The organism is Gordonia sp. PvP123, from assembly GCF_040547295.1.
Taxonomy (GTDB): Bacteria; Actinomycetota; Actinomycetes; order Mycobacteriales; family Mycobacteriaceae; genus Gordonia; species Gordonia terrae.
The window spans coordinates 1-16249 of the sequence record NZ_JBEPPN010000010.1; the positions used below are offsets into that span (position 1 = coordinate 1).

General features: G+C 67.5%; 16 protein-coding genes. 5 read left to right on the plus strand and 11 right to left on the minus strand.

What is annotated here, in order from left to right; all coding sequences use genetic code 11:
• The 3 genes from ABIC25_RS19235 to aqpZ form a co-directional block, all read left to right on the plus strand.
• Nucleotides 1–181: integrase core domain-containing protein (locus ABIC25_RS19235; RefSeq protein WP_354562734.1), on the plus strand; the 181-nt coding region annotated here is incomplete at its 5' end.
• Nucleotides 182–263: 82 nt separating this feature from the next.
• The gene (locus ABIC25_RS19240) at nucleotides 264–1025 is read left to right on the plus strand and encodes a pirin family protein (protein WP_004019876.1); all 762 of its coding nucleotides are present in this window, start codon (nucleotides 264–266) and stop codon (nucleotides 1023–1025) included.
• A gap of 158 nt (nucleotides 1026–1183) precedes the next feature.
• Entirely contained in the window at nucleotides 1184–1963 is a 780-nt protein-coding gene (aqpZ, locus tag ABIC25_RS19245; protein ID WP_354562736.1) for an aquaporin Z, read from the plus strand.
• 289 nt (nucleotides 1964–2252) lie between these two features.
• On the opposite strand, the gene ABIC25_RS19250 is transcribed toward aqpZ, so the two are convergent.
• From ABIC25_RS19250 to ABIC25_RS19285, 8 genes are read right to left on the minus strand one after another with little or no spacing between them, the layout of a single operon-like run.
• Complete coding sequence (locus tag ABIC25_RS19250; protein ID WP_354562880.1) at nucleotides 2253–3230, minus strand: 2-hydroxyacid dehydrogenase; 978 nt, start codon at nucleotides 3228–3230, stop codon at nucleotides 2253–2255.
• Between the two features lie 34 nt (nucleotides 3231–3264).
• Nucleotides 3265–4623: an enolase C-terminal domain-like protein gene (locus ABIC25_RS19255; RefSeq protein WP_064569814.1), complete on the minus strand. Its 1359-nt coding sequence runs from the start codon at nucleotides 4621–4623 to the stop codon at nucleotides 3265–3267.
• Between the two features lie 19 nt (nucleotides 4624–4642).
• Nucleotides 4643–5362: a sulfite exporter TauE/SafE family protein gene (locus ABIC25_RS19260; protein ID WP_101819539.1), complete on the minus strand. Its 720-nt coding sequence runs from the start codon at nucleotides 5360–5362 to the stop codon at nucleotides 4643–4645.
• Between the two features lie 31 nt (nucleotides 5363–5393).
• A complete protein-coding gene (locus ABIC25_RS19265) occupies nucleotides 5394–6476 on the minus strand; it encodes an ABC transporter ATP-binding protein (RefSeq protein ID WP_354562737.1) in 1083 nt (360 codons plus the stop codon).
• Nucleotides 6469–7488 carry an ABC transporter ATP-binding protein gene (locus tag ABIC25_RS19270; RefSeq protein WP_354562739.1) on the minus strand — a complete coding sequence of 340 codons (1020 nt, stop codon included), beginning with the start codon at nucleotides 7486–7488 and terminating at the stop codon, nucleotides 6469–6471. The genes ABIC25_RS19265 and ABIC25_RS19270 overlap by 8 nt, the downstream gene beginning before the upstream one ends.
• On the minus strand, nucleotides 7485–8483 hold the full coding sequence (locus ABIC25_RS19275; RefSeq protein WP_248642900.1) for an ABC transporter permease: 999 nt from the start codon (nucleotides 8481–8483) through the stop codon (nucleotides 7485–7487). The genes ABIC25_RS19270 and ABIC25_RS19275 overlap by 4 nt, the downstream gene beginning before the upstream one ends.
• Before the next feature lie 31 nt (nucleotides 8484–8514).
• The gene (locus ABIC25_RS19280; protein WP_004019867.1) at nucleotides 8515–9441 is read right to left on the minus strand and encodes an ABC transporter permease; all 927 of its coding nucleotides are present in this window, start codon (nucleotides 9439–9441) and stop codon (nucleotides 8515–8517) included.
• 17 nt (nucleotides 9442–9458) lie between these two features.
• Entirely contained in the window at nucleotides 9459–11033 is a 1575-nt protein-coding gene (locus ABIC25_RS19285; protein ID WP_354562740.1) for an ABC transporter substrate-binding protein, read from the minus strand.
• Nucleotides 11034–11404: 371 nt separating this feature from the next.
• On the opposite strand from ABIC25_RS19285, the gene ABIC25_RS19290 reads away from it, so the two are divergent.
• Together ABIC25_RS19290 and ABIC25_RS19295 are read left to right on the plus strand one after the other, a co-directional pair.
• Entirely contained in the window at nucleotides 11405–12442 is a 1038-nt protein-coding gene (locus ABIC25_RS19290) for a 2-hydroxyacid dehydrogenase (RefSeq protein WP_354562742.1), read from the plus strand.
• On the plus strand, nucleotides 12442–12837 hold the full coding sequence (locus ABIC25_RS19295; protein WP_004019862.1) for a universal stress protein: 396 nt from the start codon (nucleotides 12442–12444) through the stop codon (nucleotides 12835–12837). The genes ABIC25_RS19290 and ABIC25_RS19295 overlap by 1 nt, the downstream gene beginning before the upstream one ends.
• Nucleotides 12838–12918: 81 nt before the next feature.
• Here ABIC25_RS19295 and ABIC25_RS19300 read toward each other — a convergent pair whose 3' ends face one another.
• From ABIC25_RS19300 to ABIC25_RS19310, 3 genes are all read right to left on the minus strand, one after another.
• Nucleotides 12919–13812 carry a LysR family transcriptional regulator gene (locus tag ABIC25_RS19300; RefSeq protein WP_004019861.1) on the minus strand — a complete coding sequence of 298 codons (894 nt, stop codon included), beginning with the start codon at nucleotides 13810–13812 and terminating at the stop codon, nucleotides 12919–12921.
• Between the two features lie 140 nt (nucleotides 13813–13952).
• Nucleotides 13953–15290, minus strand: a complete 1338-nt coding sequence (locus tag ABIC25_RS19305) for a glucarate dehydratase family protein (protein ID WP_354562744.1) — start codon at nucleotides 15288–15290, stop codon at nucleotides 13953–13955.
• 6 nt (nucleotides 15291–15296) lie between these two features.
• Nucleotides 15297–16229: a 5-dehydro-4-deoxyglucarate dehydratase gene (locus tag ABIC25_RS19310; protein WP_354562746.1), complete on the minus strand. Its 933-nt coding sequence runs from the start codon at nucleotides 16227–16229 to the stop codon at nucleotides 15297–15299.
• Nucleotides 16230–16249 lie beyond the last annotated feature (20 nt).

The following is a 16249-nucleotide window of genomic DNA, read 5'->3' on the forward strand; positions in this document are numbered from 1 at the left end:
ACGCTTCAACCGCACCCTGCAGGAGGAATGGGCCTACGCCCGCCCCTACCTCAGCGAAACCGAACGCGTCGCAGCCTTCCCCGAGTTCCTTCGCACCTACAATCACGAACGCGGCCACACCGCACTGCGAGGCAACTCACCCGTCAGTCGCGTACCCAACCTGGCGGGTCAGTACAACTAGCGAGGCGCCGCCACGGACCGGAATAGCGCCTGTGCGGCGACGGTTGAGTCGGCCGAGTTCCCGGACCAGATCGGAGTCGACGATGAGCGAAGCACGAGCCGCGGCCGTCACCACACGGCAGGTCATCCGAGCCGCCGGCCGACATGGCTTCCGGAGCGAGTGGCTCGATTCCCGCCAGTCCTTCCCGGTCACCGGCAACTTCGATCTGACCGCGAACGCCCACGGGGTCCTGCTCGTGCACAACGATGATCGCGTCGACGCGGGCGAAGGCTTCGACGCACATTTTCACCGCGACGCCGAGATCATCACGTGGGTGCTCGAAGGCGCTGTCGCTCATCGTGATTCGTTCGGCAACACGGGCGTGATCACCCCCGGCGTCGCGCAGCGGATGAGCGCGGGCCGCGGTATCACCCATACCGAGGCGAATGCTTCTCGACGGAGCGAGGACCGGGACCTTCGCGTCATCCAGATGTGGGTTGCGCCCGAACACGCCGGAGGTGAACCCGGCTATGCCGAGCGCGATTTCACCACCGACCTCGCAGCCGGCGGCCTGGTCACCGTCGCCTCCGGAATGCCCGAGCACACCGACACCACGGCGATCTCGATCAAGAATCCCCATGCGGCACTGCATGTCGCGCGTCTCGGGTCCGGGCAGTCGGTCATTCTCCCCCCGGCGCCCTTCGGACACCTGTACGTGGCGCGGGGCGGTGTCGAGTTGGACGACGGCATACAGCTCGCCGAGGGTGATGCCCTGCGCACCACCGATCACGGCGACGTCACCGTATCCGCGACGATGGACACCGAGATTCTGTTCTGGGAGATGCACTCGACGTTTCGCCGTTGATCCCAAGGGACAACTCTCGTCCACCCCATCTTCACTGACGTGTACAGGATTTGCCGTAACGCTGCCGATTCACGGTGGCACCGCTACTGTGTGAGCCATTCGAAGGATGAGGCACTTCGCGCGCCTCGACGGTCAGGTCACCGAGCGAAAGGACGTCCATGCCTTCCCCGTCACCCGCAGCACGACTCGCCGCTGAGTTCTTCGGCACATTCTGGTTGGTCTTCGGCGGATGCGGCAGCGCGATCTACGCCGCCAAGCAGATAGCGCAATCCGACGACGGTCAGGACACCTTCCAGGTGGGGATCGGATTCCTCGGCGTCTCGCTGGCTTTCGGCCTCACCGTGGTGACCATGGCCTACGCGGTCGGACACGTCTCGGGAGCACACTTCAATCCCGCGATCACGTTGGGCGCCGCCATCAGCGGACGGATGTCCTGGAAGGAGCTGCCCACCTACTGGATCGCACAGGTCGTGGGTGGCCTGCTGGCCGGCCTGATGCTCTTCCTCATCGCGAAGGGTCGACCCGGGTTCGTGGCGGAGGGCAACATGGCTGCCAACGGATACGGCGAACACTCCCCCGGCAACTACTCCCTCACCGCGGTTCTCATCGCAGAGGTCCTGTTGACGGCGTTCTTCCTCATCGTGGTCCTGGGTGCGACCGACGGGCGCGCCCCCGTGGGCTTCGGGCCGCTGGCGATCGGTTTGTGCCTCACCCTCATCCATCTGATCTCGATCCCGATCAGCAACACCTCGGTCAACCCGGCCCGCTCGACCGCGGTCGCCTTCTTCAACGGCAACGGCGCGCCCGGTCAGCTGTGGGTCTTCTGGCTCGCCCCGTTGATCGGCGGTCTCATCGGCGGTCTCCTCTACCCGTTGCTGTTCCAGAACGGGAAGCGTGCAGCGCCCGAGCCGGCCCGAACCGAGACCGCCGACGCCTGAGCGGGTCCGCTTCAAGCGTGTGCCGAATCCTCTGGTCCCTAATCCGAAAGGAGCGCCCCCATTGCTCCCTGAGGAGCGCCCGGAGCTTGCGGAGGGTGCGTCACGAAGGGTCCGCCACGCATCTCACCAGGACCCTTCGTGACGCTCGCAAGCTCGCTCCTCAGGGAGCAGAGGGGACGCTCGCAAGCTCGCTCCTCAGGGAGCAGCGGGGGGCGCCTGTTTCGGATCACGGAGCAGTGGGGGTTGTTTCTTTCGAGGTGAGGAGCGGGACGTTGGTCGCGCATCGAGATCAGGTCGGTGTGACGACGCGCAGTATGTCTTCTCCGGCGAGGAGCCGGGAGATGTTGTCGGTGATGTCGCGCACCCGGCCGACGAAGGTGTCGCGGGTGACCCCCGAGATGTGCGGGGTCATCAGGACATTGGGCAGCTCGGCGAACGGCAGATCCGACGGAGCCGCCTCGTCACCGGCCGTCGGATAGCGATACCAGACATCGACCGCGGCCCCGCCGATCACCCCGTCCTGCAACGCCTCGAACAGATCCTGCTCGACCACGAGCGGACCGCGGCCCACGTTCACCAGCACACCCGAGGGCCCGAGCCGGCGGAGATGCGCGGCATCGATCATCCCGGTGGTACTCGAGGTCAGCGGTGCGGAGACGACCACGACGTCGGACTCCGTCATCAGCCGGCCGAGATCGGTGGTGTCGCCGTGCCATTCGAGTCCGGAATCGTCGGCGACCCGGCCGGACCCCGTCACCGCGCAGGCCCGCGCGCCGAAAGCACCCAGCAGATCCGCGGTTCTCCGCCCGATGTGGCCGAAGCCGACGTAACCGACCATGGCCCCGCGGAGGGTCTGCGGTTGCGGCACACCGTCTCGATAGACCGCCGACGCCCAGACACCCCGCCGGAGGGCCGCATCCTGGACGAGCAGGTCTCGGCGCACGGTCACCGCCGCGGCGGCGATGTATTCGGCGATCGAGTCCTCGTGGTGAAACGTGTTGGCCACCAGAGTGTGCGCGGGGAGGTCGTCGAAACTCACCTTGTCGGTGCCGGCACCGCCGGTGAGCACCAGCCGCAGCCGCGAACCCGCGCGAGCCATCGACGGAGTCACCCGACCGCCGATGTAGACATCGGCATCGGCCAGATCCGTCACGAGCGCCGCCTCGTCGAAGACCGCGTGCCAGGAGGTGTCCACCCCGACGGGCAGCAAACTCTCGAACAGGTCGCGGTGTGGCGCGAAGTTCCGTTCGCCCACCACGACTTTCAGACCACCACCACCACTGTGCGATTCCGCCACGACGTCAGCTCCGCACGAGAGCGGGCCGTTTGCTGTCGAAGGTCCAGTCCGGGATCAGGAACTGCATCCCGATCGAGTCGTCCCGGGCGCCGAGCCCTTCGGTGAGATACAGCTGGTGGGCGGCGTCCACCTGTTCCATGTCGAGTTCGACACCGAGTCCCGGGCGGTCGGGAACCGTGAGGTGACCGTCGACGATCTCGTACGGCTCGGTGGTGAGGCGCTGTCCGTCCTGCCAGATCCAATGCGTGTCGATCGCGGTGATCTCACCGGGTGCGGCGGCGGCCACATGCGTGAACATGGCCAGCGACACGTCGAAGTGATTGTTGGAGTGCGAACCCCAGGTCAGCCCCCACGCATCACACAGTTGCGCGACGCGGACCGAGCCGGCCATGGTCCAGAAATGCGGGTCCGCCAGCGGGATGTCGACCGCATTCGTCCGGATCGTGTGCCCCAACTCGCGCCAGTCGGTGGCGATCATGTTGGTCGCCGTCGGCAGGCCGGTCGCGCGTTTGAACTCGGCCATCACCTCACGGCCGGAGAACCGGCCCTCCGGCCCCACCGGGTCCTCGGCGTAGGCGACCACGTCGCGCAGACGACCACCGATACGGATCGCCTCCTCGAGCAGCCAGCCACCGTTGGGATCGAGGGTCACCCGCGCCGCCGGGAAGCGTTCGGCGAGTGCGGTGACGACATCGGCCTCCTCCTCGGGCGACAGGACCCCGCCCTTCAACTTGAAATCGGCGAAGCCGTAGCGCTTCTGGGCTGCCTCGGCGAGGGCGACCACACCGTCGGCGTCGAGAGCCTCCTGATGGCGCAGGCGCATCCACTCGTCGGTCTCGTCGGCACCGTCGGCATAGTCCAGCGTTGTCTTGGTGCGGTCCCCCACGAAGAACAGGTAGCCGAGCGCCGCGACCCGATCGCGTTGCTGTCCCTCGCCGAGCAGCGCCGCCACCGGAACACGGAGGTGCTGGCCGAGGAGATCCAACAGAGCTGATTCGACGGCGGTCACCGCGTGGATCGTGATGCGCTGGTCGAAGGTCTGATCTCCCCGGCCGCCCCGGTCGCGGTCGGCGAAAGTTCGCCGGATGTCCTGCAGGACGGCGTTGTACTCCCCGATCCCGCGCCCTTCGACGATCGGCCGGGCGTCGTCGAGCGTGGTGCGGATCGGTTCGCCACCCGGGACCTCGCCGACACCTTGGTTGCCCTCGGAGTCGGTGAGGACCACCAGATTGCGCGTGAAGAACGGAGCGTGCGCGCCGGAGAGGTTGAGCAGCATGCTGTCCCGGCCGGCGACGGGGATCACCCGCATCTCGGTGACGACCGGGGTCGTCGTGGCGGCCGGCGTCGGAGTCGCTGTCGTCATGGTTGGTCCTTTCGAGAATTCAGAAGAAGAGCTGCTGGCCGATGAGCAGGGCCGCGCCGATGCCCGACACCGTGATCGACACCATGCGCAACCGGTTCCGGTCGAGCAGCCGGTTGACGAGACGGGACGCGACGAAGCCGAGGACGACGACCGGTGTCAGTGCGACGAATGCCCAGAGGATCTCTGCGCGCAGGCTGCCGGTCGCGGCCAGGGCGGCCAGCGACATCAGACTGCCGACGAGGAAGAACGCACTCATGTTGCTGCGAACATGTGCGCTCTCCTTGCCGGAGTACACCAGTGCCATGGGTGGGCCGCCGATCGACGTTGCCGTGCCCAGCAGTCCGGAGGCGGCTCCCGCGGTCGCCAGGTTGCGGCGCCCGGGGGCGGGCCGCCACCCGACCGATGCGACCGCCACCCCGCCGAGGACGACCGCGGCCAGCAGCAGCGACAGCCCGCGGGTCGGTAACCACACCAGCAGCAGGGCGCCGGCGATGGTTCCGGGCACTCGACCGATCAGCGCCCACCCGGTACCGCGCAGGTCCAGGCTCCCCCGCTCGCGGATCACGACCAGCAACGTCACGGTCGTCGCGGACGCGATCAGCATGCCGGGGAGCAGCGTCGGCGCCACCAGGGCGACCACCGGAGCGGCGAGCATGCCCATCCCGAACCCGATCGACGCCTGCATGCAGGACGCCAGGAACACGGCGACGGCGATGATCACGCATGCCACGACACTCACGTGGGCTGGACATTCGTGCTGTCCGGCGCGGTCATGCTGCCGGAGCGGGCATACCCAGTCCGACCCGCCCGCGGGGGTGGTAGCACTCGGCGACGTGCCCGATCTCGCCGTGATCGGTGACGGCCGGCGGGAGCGCGGTCGCACAGATGTCGGTGGCATGGGCACAGCGCGTGCGGAACCGGCACCCCGACGGCGGGTTGAGCGGCGAGGGCACCTCACCGCTGAGAAGGATTCGCTCACGACGGTTCTCGGCGTCGAGCGTGGGTGCCGCAGACATCAGCGCCTCGGTGTATGGATGCGCGGGATGGTCGAACACGGCCTCGGTGCTGCCCGTCTCGACGATCCGACCGAGGTACATCACCGCGACCCGGTCGGCCACGTGGCGGACCACGGACAGATCGTGCGAGATGAAGATGTAGGAGATGTCGAGTTCCTGCTGGAGTTCGTTGAGCAGATTCAACACCTGCGCCTGGACCGAGAGATCCAACGCGGAGACCGGTTCATCACAGATGATCACCTCGGGATCGAGAGCGAGCGCCCGGGCGATCCCCAGCCGCTGGCGCTGGCCGCCGGAGAACTCCTGCGGACTGCGGTGTTCGTCGCTCGGTCGCAGCCCGACGAGGTGCAGCAACTCGCGCACCCGAGCGGCCCGATCTCGCTTGCGCGGGTACAGATCCCGGTGGGTGCGCCACGGTTCGCCGATGATCTCGGCCGCCGTCATGCGGTTGTTCAGCGAGGCGTAGGGATCCTGGAACACCATCTGCACCTTACGACGCAGAGCGAGCAGGTCCTTCCCCTTGAGCCGGTAGGGATCGGTACCGTCCCAGCGCACGGTGCCGGTGTCCGGGCGCTCGAGCATCATCAGCGTGCGCGCGAGAGTGGATTTGCCACAACCGGATTCGCCGACGAGTCCGAGCGTCTCACCGCGACGGAGCTCGAGGTCGATACCGTCGAGCGCCCGCAGTTGCTTGCGGCCGCCCTTCCCGGACACGGCGAACGTCTTGCCGACGTCGCGCACCTCGAGGACCCGGCTGGTGCCGTGTGACGTCTCGCCGCGCGGTGCACCGCCGTCCGCGGTCGAGGCCTTGGCGAACCTCGTCGTCGTCTCAGACATTGTCGATCTCCTCCGAGAAGTGGCAGGCGGCGGCACGGTTGATGCCGGTTGCGGTCAGCGTCGGACGTTCCTGGACGCACTGCGCCCGAGCCAGCGGGCACCGCGCCTGGTACACGCACCCCGTCGGGATGGAGTGCAGGTCGGGCGGGGTTCCACCGATCGACTTGAGGTCGGCGCCGCGTTCGGCACTGACGGGTACCGAATCGAGAAGTCCCTTGGTGTACGGGTGTTTCGGACTTCCGAAGACCTCGGCCACCGGTCCGGTCTCGACGACGTTGCCGGCGTACATGATCGCGACACGGTCGGCTTGTTCGGCGACGAGCGCGAGATCGTGGGTGATCAGGACGACCGCCATGTCGTGCTCGGCACGAAGCCGGCCCAGCAGGGCCATGATCTGGGCCTGCACGGTCACGTCGAGCGCGGTGGTCGGCTCATCGGCGAGCAGCACCTTGGGGCTCAGCGCGACCGCCATCGCGATCAGCAGACGCTGGCGCATGCCGCCCGAGAACTGGTGGGGGTAGGAGTCGACCCGGGACTCCGGTTCCGGGATGCCCACGTGACGCATCAGCTCGATCGCCTCGAGACGGGCCTTCTTCTTCGACATCCGACGATGGATCCGGAACGGTTCGGCGAGTTGGGTGCCGACCGGATACACGGGGTTGAGGGCGGTCAGCGCGTCCTGGAACACGATGGCGAGCTCGGTGCCGGCCACGTCACGCCGCTTCGACGGCGACGCGGAGACGAGATCGACGGAATCGAGCGTGATCGACCCGTCGGAGACCGAGGCGATCGGGTCGAGCAGGCCGACGAGCGCCTGAGCGGTCATCGACTTGCCGCACCCCGATTCGCCGAGAAGCGCCAGGGTCTCGCCGCGACGGGCACGGAAGGAGACGTGATCGACGGCGCGGACAGTGCCGGTGGGGGTCCGCAGATCGACGGTCAGGTCGACGACGTCGAGTGCGACCCGGTCGTCGGTGCCGGCATCGGGCCGGTCGAGGGCGGGAGCACTCATCGCAGCGCCTTTCGTGAGGAGAAGAACCGCTTGCGCGCGTTCGGGGTGGTCAGTCGCCACCGCTGGCCGGGGTCGGTCGCGATGCGCGCCCATGCGGCCAGCATCGTGGCCGACACGGTCGTGATGACGATCGCCAGACCCGGGAAGAACGACAGCCACCACGCCGTCTGCAGATAGGTCCGGCCCTGCGACACCATCAATCCCCAGCTGATGTCGGGCGGCTGGATGCCGATGCCGAGGAACGACAGCGACGACTCGGCGAGCATCACGTAACAGAAGTCGAGCGTGGCGACGGTGAGCAGCGTCGGCAGCAGGATCGGCAACACGTGACCGCGGAGGATCGCACCGCTGCTCGCACCGAAAGTCCGTGCCGCGTCGACGAACACACGGCTCTGCAGTTCGGCGGATTCGGCGCGTGCCGTACGCAGGTAGATCGGGATGCGGGTGATCGCGAGCACCGCGATGATGTTGGCGGCGCTCGGCGAGAACACATACAGGATCACGACGGCGAGCAGCAGGGACGGGAAGCTCATGATGACATCGGCGATGCGCATCGCGGTGGTCTCCCGCCAGCCGCGGTGGTAACCCGCCCACATGCCGATCGCCGATCCGACGACGCACGAGATGATCACGGCAGGCAGGGAGACCATCAGTGTGGTCTGACACGCGACGATGAGCCGGGCGAGCATGCTGCGGCCGAGCGGGTCGGTGCCCAGGATGTTCATCCAGCCCGTGTCCAGGTTGAACGGCGGGAGATTCGACTCGTCGAGGTTCTGGTCGGTGGCGGCGTCGCCGACGAGCCACGGACCGAAGATCGCGGTGAGCAGGACGAGGGTCAGGATGCCTGCCGCCACGGTCGCGAACTTGTCGCGGAACAGCAACCGCCACAACGGCAACTGCCCGGCGGGCACCTTCTTGGTGGCGACGGAGTCGCCGGTGATGTCGGTCGAGGCGACGGGACTCGTCGAGTCGACGGGATCGGTGACGATGGACATGGTGTCAGTACTCCTCGATGGTCGCCGGCGACTAGACCGTGGCCTTGTCACGAACGCGTGGGTCCAGCAGCGCGAGGCCCGCGTCGATGACGATGTTCAGGATGAAGATGCTGATGGCGGTGAGGAGCACCGCTGCCTGCAGGACCGCGAAGTCACGCTGCAGGATCGAGTCGATCATCAGCTTGCCGATGCCGGGCCATCCGAAGATGGCCTCGACGATGACCGCACCGTTGATGAGGCCGACCGCGAGATCGCCTGCCACGGTGAGGGCGGGGGCAGCCGCATTGCGGAGGGCATGGTGGGTGACGATCCGCAGATCCCCGGCCCCCTTGCTCCGCGCCACCTTGACGTAGGGAGCCGACAGCGCGGAGACCATGGCGCCGCGCACGACCTGGGTGAGCACGCCGAGTGGCCGGATCATCAGGGTCGCGATGGGTAGGACCCAGGCCAGCATCCCGCCGGTGCCCGACGTCGGCAGCCAGCCGGCGACGACCGCGAAGATCCAGATCCCGGTGATCGCGAACCAGAAGTCGGGGACGCTGGCCGCGGTCATCGACAGCAGGCTGGAGAACCGGTCGGCCAGCGAGTTCGGGCGGTAGGCCGCCCAGCAGCCGATGATGATCGAGCCGAGGATCGACAGCACCAATGTGACGAAGGCGAGCTGCAGCGTGGCCGGGAAAGCCCGCAGGGCCATGCCTGCCGCCTCCTGGCCCGTCTTGAGTGATTCACCGAAATCGAGGTGGACGACACCGGCGAGGTAGTCGGTCATCTGTTGCCAGACCGGCTTGTCGAGACCGTTCGCCGCCGCGAACTCGGCACGCTGGTCGGGGGTCGCGGAGACGGGCAGGTAGAGATTGGTGGGGTCGCCGGTCAGCCGAGCCATGAAGAACACGCCGAACAAGACGATGATCAGCGGGATCAGGCTGGTGAACATCCGGCGCCGGAGGAAGGTGAGCATCGGTCATCGCCTCTGTTTCAGTCGTTCTGGGCTGGCGCGTGGGTCATCTCGGCGAGACGCATTTCGTCGCCGGTGGCCGAATTGGGCTGGTAGGCAACACGGCTCGACTTCGCGAGGACAGCCTGCATGTGTGCGATGTAGGCGTATTGGCGGATCTCGCGTGGCTCGGCGGCCAGGACGTCGGCGAGCGCGTTCTGGCGTGCGGCTCCGGTCAGCGCCTCGGCCGCGCGGATCTGCTCGTCGTAGGCCGGAGTGCCGTATGTGCTCTGGTAACCGTCGGACAGCATGTACTGGTCCAGGGTGAACTGGGTGTCACCAGCCTGATTGCCGTGCATGATCATCAGCAGCACCGGACCGGAACCGGGAACGAAAGGCCTTGTCTGATACTGCATCTGACCGGAGGTGTCCATCATCTCGATCTTGACGTCCAGGCCGATCTCGCTGAGCGTGAACTGGAGGTTCTCGATGGTCTCGTTGATCTTGGGGAACTGGCCGGTGCGTCCGATGAGCCGGATGGTCCGGTCCACCGGCACCCCGTCCGCACGAGCTTCGTCGACCAGTTCTCGCGCCCGGTCGAGGTCGTAGGGCGTCGGGGTGAGCCGATCGTTGTATCCGACGATGCCCTTGCCGACCAGCTGGGCCGCGGGGATGCCCAGGCCCTGGAACAGCGCGTCGACGATGCCGTCGCGATTGATGGAGAGGTCGATGGCCTCGCGCACCCGGTAGTCGTTCAGCGGCGCGTCGGTGGCTTGCACACGCAGGGCCGTCGTCTCGTTGTTGGTGTAGGCGATACCGAGATCACCGGCTCCGTCTTCGGGGCCGAGCGATGTGGCGACATCGGCCTCGTCGTTGGTGACCATCGCGGCACGGACGCTGCCCTCGCTGCGCCACTGATACACCGCGCGGGTGAACTCGGGCGCCTCGCCGTGGTAGTTCGGGTTCGCCTTGAGCGCGACCCGCTGACCGGAGTCCCAGAAGTCGACCATGTAGGGACCGGTCCCGATCGGGACCCGCACCTTGTCATCGGCGACGGTGGTGCGCGGGACGATCTCGATGAAGGACAGGCGCAACGGGAGGATCGGGTCGGGGGTCGCCGTGCGGACCTCGACGGTGTTCGGGTCGACCACGGTCACCTCACGGGTGCTGTCGTCGAAGACGTAGCCGTTGACGTCGCAGCCGATCGCCCCGTTGAACGTGCGGCGGATGGAGAATGCGGCATCCTCGGCGTCGAACGGTTGCCCGTTGCTGAATCGGATGCCCGACGCTGTGGTGAAGCGCCAGACATTCGGTTCCACCTGGGTCCACTCGGTCGCGAGACTCGGCTCGAGCGCACCGCTGTTCGGGTCTCGTTCGATCAGCGGCTCGGTGATGTTGGATCGGACGACGACGCCGGTCGCCGTGAGCGAGGCGTCGCAGGGCTCCAGGGTGGGCGGCTCCTGGGGCAGGACGATGCGCAGGGTGTCCGGGGAAGCGCTCTCGCCGGCGGTCGTGTTGGCGACGCTGCAGCCGGTGGCCGCGAGCACGGCCACCGCGGACAGGGCCAGCAGACACCCGGCGGGGCGCTTCCGGGATCGCAGGACTGCGATCTGCATGGGGACCTCCATTGAAAGAAAGACTGCGAGTGATCTCGCGGTGGGCTCGACCGCGTTTGTGACGGTAGACACACGCTATGAGCGTCGGATTGACGGCGTCAACAGCACAAAAGCCCAGGAAACGGCCGTTTCAGTGGGTTTTGGCCGCCCCCGGAAAGCGCCCGAGCCGACGTCCGGATCGCCAGAAAAGGCCGCTGACCTGACAGTTCTCCGCTCCGGCGTTCCGCCTTCCGAATCGACGGCGTCACATCTATACAGTTTCAGTATCGATCCATGTTATTTGCGTGTTGGACAGGTATCCGTGAGCGCTTCTAGCGTGGAACGCATCCACCGAAGGACCGGTCTGTGTCCTGCACTCCTGGAGGTCGATCATGACGAGCAGTTCAGCCGGCACCGCGACAGCACCGGAACCCGTTGCATCAGAGGAGTTTTCGCCTCAGATCGGTTCCGTGCTGCGTGTCGGACCCCTCAAGCCGTCGCTCGAGGAGCGCCTGGCCGACACGTACGGCGCCGAGCGATTGCCTGACGACGAGAGCCGGGCCTCTTTCCTCGACCGCAATGCCGACGCGGTGACCGCGGTAGTGACCTCAGGCCGGACCGGGGTCGACGCCGACCTGATGGCCGCACTGCCCAACCTCGGCGCCATCGTCCACTTCGGCGTCGGCTACGACACCACCGACGTCGCGCGGGCCACCGAACTCGGTATCGGCGTCAGCAACACCCCGGACGTCCTCACCGACTGCGTCGCCGACACCGCGGTCGGGCTGCTACTTGACACGATGCGCGGACTCTCGGCCGCCGATCGTTTCGTCCGCGCCGGGCGCTGGCCCCTGGAGGGCAACGTTCCGCTCACCCGGAAGGTCTCCGGCACCGACGTCGGCATCCTCGGACTCGGCCGCATCGGCTCCGCCATCGCTCACCGTCTCGATGCCTTCGGCTGCCGCATCGCCTATCACAATCGCCACCGCATGGCCGACTCCCCGTACCGCTACGCGGCCTCACCGGCCGAGCTCGCCGCGCAGGTAGACGTGCTGATCGTGGCCGCCGCCGGTGGCGCGAACACACGTCATCTCGTCGACCGGGACGTCCTCGAGGCGCTGGGCCCCGACGGTTTCCTGATCAACGTGGCCCGCGGCAGCGTCGTCGACGAGACCGCGCTCGTCGACCTGCTGCAGCACGGACGACTGGCGGGCGCCGGCCTGGACGTGTTCGCGCACGAGCCGGAGGTGCCCGAAGCGTTGCTCTCCATGGACAACGTCGTGCTGCTCCCCCATCTCGCGAGCGGCACCGTCGAGACACGCGCCGCCATGGAAGAACTCACCCTTGCCAACCTCGACTCGTTCCTGCGGACCGGCGACCTGTCGACCCCGGTTGTCGCACCGAATCCCGCACTGCGAAAGGACATCTGATGTCTGTCGTGCTCAGCTATCTTCCGACACCCGAAGGTCGCGGCGCCCTTCCGTTCGGCTTCGCCGAGGCTCGCATGCGCGGTACCGACGTCGTGGTCGTGGCGGATGGCGACAACGCCTCGTCGCCGGAGTTCCTGGTCGACCTCGAGAACGCGCGTGACCTGGCCCAGGCCGGCGAGGTGGATTACCGTGTCGCCGAGAACGATCCCGGTCTGTCGCATGCCGATCAGCTCATCGACGCGTCGTACGACGACGCGGCCGAACTCCTGGTGATCGGCCAGCGCAGGCGTTCGCCGGTCGGCAAACTGCTGACCGGCAGTGTGGTCCAGCGCGTCCTGCTCGACGCGCAGTGTCCGGTGGTCGCGGTCAAGCCACCCGTACGCGCCGCAGTCTGACCGGGTTCTCCCCCGCGCCTACTGCTGGTCGAGCAGCGTCGAACGAGGGAAGCGAATCCGCCGCGTCCGTCGAGGCCGCCGTCAGATCCACTCTCGTTCGGGGAGAACGTCTCTCATCAACCGGGCGAGAGCCGGGTTGGAGTTGTCGGCCCGCCACGCGATGTTCATCTGTACCGGACGATCGCGGATCGCGGTCACCTCTTTGAACACCACCCCATCGGGGTGCATGGTCATCGCCGATTCGGGCACCAGGGCCATCCCCAGCCCGGAATGCACCAATACGAGCATCGTGTGCACCTGGGTGACGTATTGGACATAGCGGGGTGAGGCCCCCACCGCCGTGAAGGTGCTGATCAACAGCTCGTTGAAGTACCGCGCGTCCGTGGGCGAGTACATGATGACCGCCTGACCGTCGAAGTCCTCGATCGCCAGGTGCTCGACATCGGCGAACTCGTGGTCGGCGGGGAGCGCGGCGACCAGCCGTTCATGGTGCAGCGGACGAGAATTCACACCCGGTCGAGAGATCGGCGGACGGACGATGCCGAGGTCGAGATCCCCGCGGACCAGGGCCTCGACCTGCGCGACGGTCACCATCTCGCGCAGCACCAACCGCACATCCGGCAGCTTCTCGCGCGCGGTCTGCATGAGCCGGGGCAACACCGCCCGTGCCGAGGCCCCGGTGAACCCGATGTTCACGGTCCCCAGATCGCCGGCCGGCACCCGTCGGACGGTCAGGGCCGCACCCTCGGCGAGCGCGACGATCCGCCGCGCGTCGGGCAGGAAGGCCGCGCCGGCCGCGGTGAGCGACACGGCCCGGCTGCTGCGTTCGATCAACTGGACGCCGAGTTCGTGCTCCAGCTGTTGGATCTGCCTGCTGAGCGGGGGCTGCGTCATGTGCAACCGCTCGGCCGCCCGGCCGAAATGCAGCTCCTCGGCGACCGCGATGAAGCAGGACAGGCGCGACAGAGAGAACATCGATCCACTTTCGGCATCGTCAGCCCGCAATCTGCGGGCCGGTGTGGATGACGCTAGCCTACCGCGGCGACGCTCGTGGGCGCGTTCACCACCGCGGGCTGGAGTTCACGCAACCACCGCGGCGACGCTCGTGGGCGCGTTCACCACCGCGGGCTCGAGTTGACGAAGCCCGGATCGATGGACTGCATGTAACCGGTGTCGTCCCGATCCCGGATCCCGCAGTCGAGGTACTGCTGGTGCAGCGCCTCCAGCGACTCCTCGTCGAGTTCGACACCCAGCCCCGGACCGGTCGGGACGGGCACCGCGCCGTCGACGATGCGGAGGGCACCCGGTTTGACCACGTCCTCGGTCTTCCACGGCCAGTGGGTGTCACAGGCGTAGGTGAGGTTGGGCGTCGCAGACGCGAGATGCACCATCGCGGCCAGGCTGATGCCCAGGTGCGAGTTCGAGTGCATCGACAGACCGAGTCCGAAGGTCTCGCAGATACCGCCGAGGAGGCGTGACCGCTGTAGACCGCCCCAGTAGTGATGGTCGGACAGCACGACGGACACCGACCTCTTGCGCACCGCGGGTTCGAGGTGATCGAAGGCGGCGACGCACATGTTGGTCGCGAGCGGCATGGTCGCCTGCTCGGCGACCCGGGCCATCCCCTCGAGTCCGGGAGTCGGATCCTCCAGATACTCGACGATGCCGGCCAGCTCGGCCGCGACGCGCAACGAGGTCTCCACGGTCCACGCCGCATTGGGGTCCAGGCGCAGGGGCACACCGGGGAACTCGGCGTGCAGCGCCTTGATCGCGGCGATCTCCTCGTCGGGGTCGAACACCCCGCCCTTGAGTTTGATCGCGGTGAACCCGTAGCGGTCGATCATCCGGTGCGCCTGCCGGATCAGGCCGCTCGGGTCGATCGCCTCGCCCCATTCGTCCGGGAGACCGTTGGTCCCGGCGGCACCGGGATGCGCCGCCCACTTGTAGAACAGATACGCGCTGAACGGCACCTGGTCCCGGACACGCCCACCCAGCAAGTCGCTCACCGGACGTCCGAGGGTCTTGCCCTGGATGTCCAGACAGGCGACCTCGAACGGCGAGAAGACACGGTCGGTGGTGCTGGCCGTGGTGATCATCCCGGCCACCCCGTCGCCACCGGTGACCGCCAGCGTCGAGATCCGGGCGTCGATCGCGTCCCGGAGACGGTGCAGCGCGAAGGCGTCGAGGCCGGTGATCGCGTCGGCAGCGGCCTCCATCCGGGTGAGATGTGCGGTGTCCGCGTATGTCTCGCCGAGTCCGCGCACGCCGCCCGCCGTCTCGATCACGATGATCGCCCGGAGTGCGTAGGGCTGGTGGACACCCACCGTGTTGAGCAACGGCGGGTCGACGAAGGCGACCGGGGTGACGGTCACCTTCGTGATCGTGGTGTCGGTCCGCGGACCGGTGAGGGGGCTCAGCGCGACCGCGGCCGCGTCGATCGTGTTCGTCGACATGGCTTCCTAGACCGCGGCCGGGGCGGCGAGAGCGGTCGCCAGCACCGCCCGGCCGGCGGCGGTGATCCGCTCGAGCTCGGCCTTGTGCTCGGGAGTCGGCTGGACCAGCGGCGCACGGACGGGACCCGCCTCGATACCTTCCATCGTCACGCCGTGCTTCACGAGCGCGACGGCGTACCCGGGGACGGTGTTGCGCAGCCGGACCAGGGGGTGGAAGAACTCGCGCAGCAACGCCTCGGTCAACTCGACGTCGCCGGTCTCCAGCGAGTTGTAGAAGGCCAGGGCGAGCTCCGGCGCGAAGGCAAACGTCGCCGACGAGTACAGGGTGACCCCGATCGCGCGGTAGGCCTGCTGCGTGATCTCGGCGGTGGGCAAGCCGTTGAAGAACAGGAACTCCTTCGTGTCGCCCAACGCCTCCTTGACCGCGATCACGATGCGCGACACATTGTCGAGATCACCCGTGCCGTCCTTGAACCCGATGACCGTGGGCAGCTGGGCGACCTCGATCACCGACGCCTCGTCGAACACGGCGTTGCCGCGGTTGTAGACGATCAGCGGCAGATCGGTGGCCGCGGCGACAGCTCGCGTGTACTCCGCGAGGCCGGCGGGCGGCATCGTCACCAGGTACGGCGGAAGCAGCAGGATGCCGTCGGCGCCATTGACTTTCGCACTCACCGCGAACTCCTTGGCCTGGACGAGCGAGCCGCCGGCGCCGGCGAACACCGGGACGCGCCCGGCGACGGTCTCGACCGCGCACCGGACGATCCGGCCGAACTCCTCGAGACCGAGCGCGTGGAACTCGCCGGTGCCGCAGGCGACGAACACGCCCCCGGGGCCGGCCGCCACTCCGCGGTCGATGTGTTCGGCGAGGCGGCGGTAGTCCACCTCACCACTGCTGTCGAAGGGTGTGACGGGAAAGAACAGGACGCCGTTGAGCATTGGGACTCCTTGGATGGGTG

Coding starts and splice junctions, on each gene's coding strand:
- ABIC25_RS19240 (WP_004019876.1), top strand. CDS start 264: ATGAGCGAAGCACGAGCCGCGGCCGTCACCACACGGCAGGTCATCCGA.
- aqpZ (WP_354562736.1), top strand. CDS start 1,184: ATGCCTTCCCCGTCACCCGCAGCACGACTCGCCGCTGAGTTCTTCGGC.
- ABIC25_RS19255 (WP_064569814.1), bottom strand. CDS start 4,623: ATGACGACAGCGACTCCGACGCCGGCCGCCACGACGACCCCGGTCGTC.
- ABIC25_RS19265 (WP_354562737.1), bottom strand. CDS start 6,476: ATGTCTGAGACGACGACGAGGTTCGCCAAGGCCTCGACCGCGGACGGC.
- ABIC25_RS19270 (WP_354562739.1), bottom strand. CDS start 7,488: ATGAGTGCTCCCGCCCTCGACCGGCCCGATGCCGGCACCGACGACCGG.
- ABIC25_RS19275 (WP_248642900.1), bottom strand. CDS start 8,483: ATGTCCATCGTCACCGATCCCGTCGACTCGACGAGTCCCGTCGCCTCG.
- ABIC25_RS19280 (WP_004019867.1), bottom strand. CDS start 9,441: ATGCTCACCTTCCTCCGGCGCCGGATGTTCACCAGCCTGATCCCGCTG.
- ABIC25_RS19285 (WP_354562740.1), bottom strand. CDS start 11,033: ATGCAGATCGCAGTCCTGCGATCCCGGAAGCGCCCCGCCGGGTGTCTG.
- ABIC25_RS19290 (WP_354562742.1), top strand. CDS start 11,405: ATGACGAGCAGTTCAGCCGGCACCGCGACAGCACCGGAACCCGTTGCA.
- ABIC25_RS19295 (WP_004019862.1), top strand. CDS start 12,442: ATGTCTGTCGTGCTCAGCTATCTTCCGACACCCGAAGGTCGCGGCGCC.
- ABIC25_RS19300 (WP_004019861.1), bottom strand. CDS start 13,812: ATGTTCTCTCTGTCGCGCCTGTCCTGCTTCATCGCGGTCGCCGAGGAG.
- ABIC25_RS19305 (WP_354562744.1), bottom strand. CDS start 15,290: ATGTCGACGAACACGATCGACGCGGCCGCGGTCGCGCTGAGCCCCCTC.
- ABIC25_RS19310 (WP_354562746.1), bottom strand. CDS start 16,229: ATGCTCAACGGCGTCCTGTTCTTTCCCGTCACACCCTTCGACAGCAGT.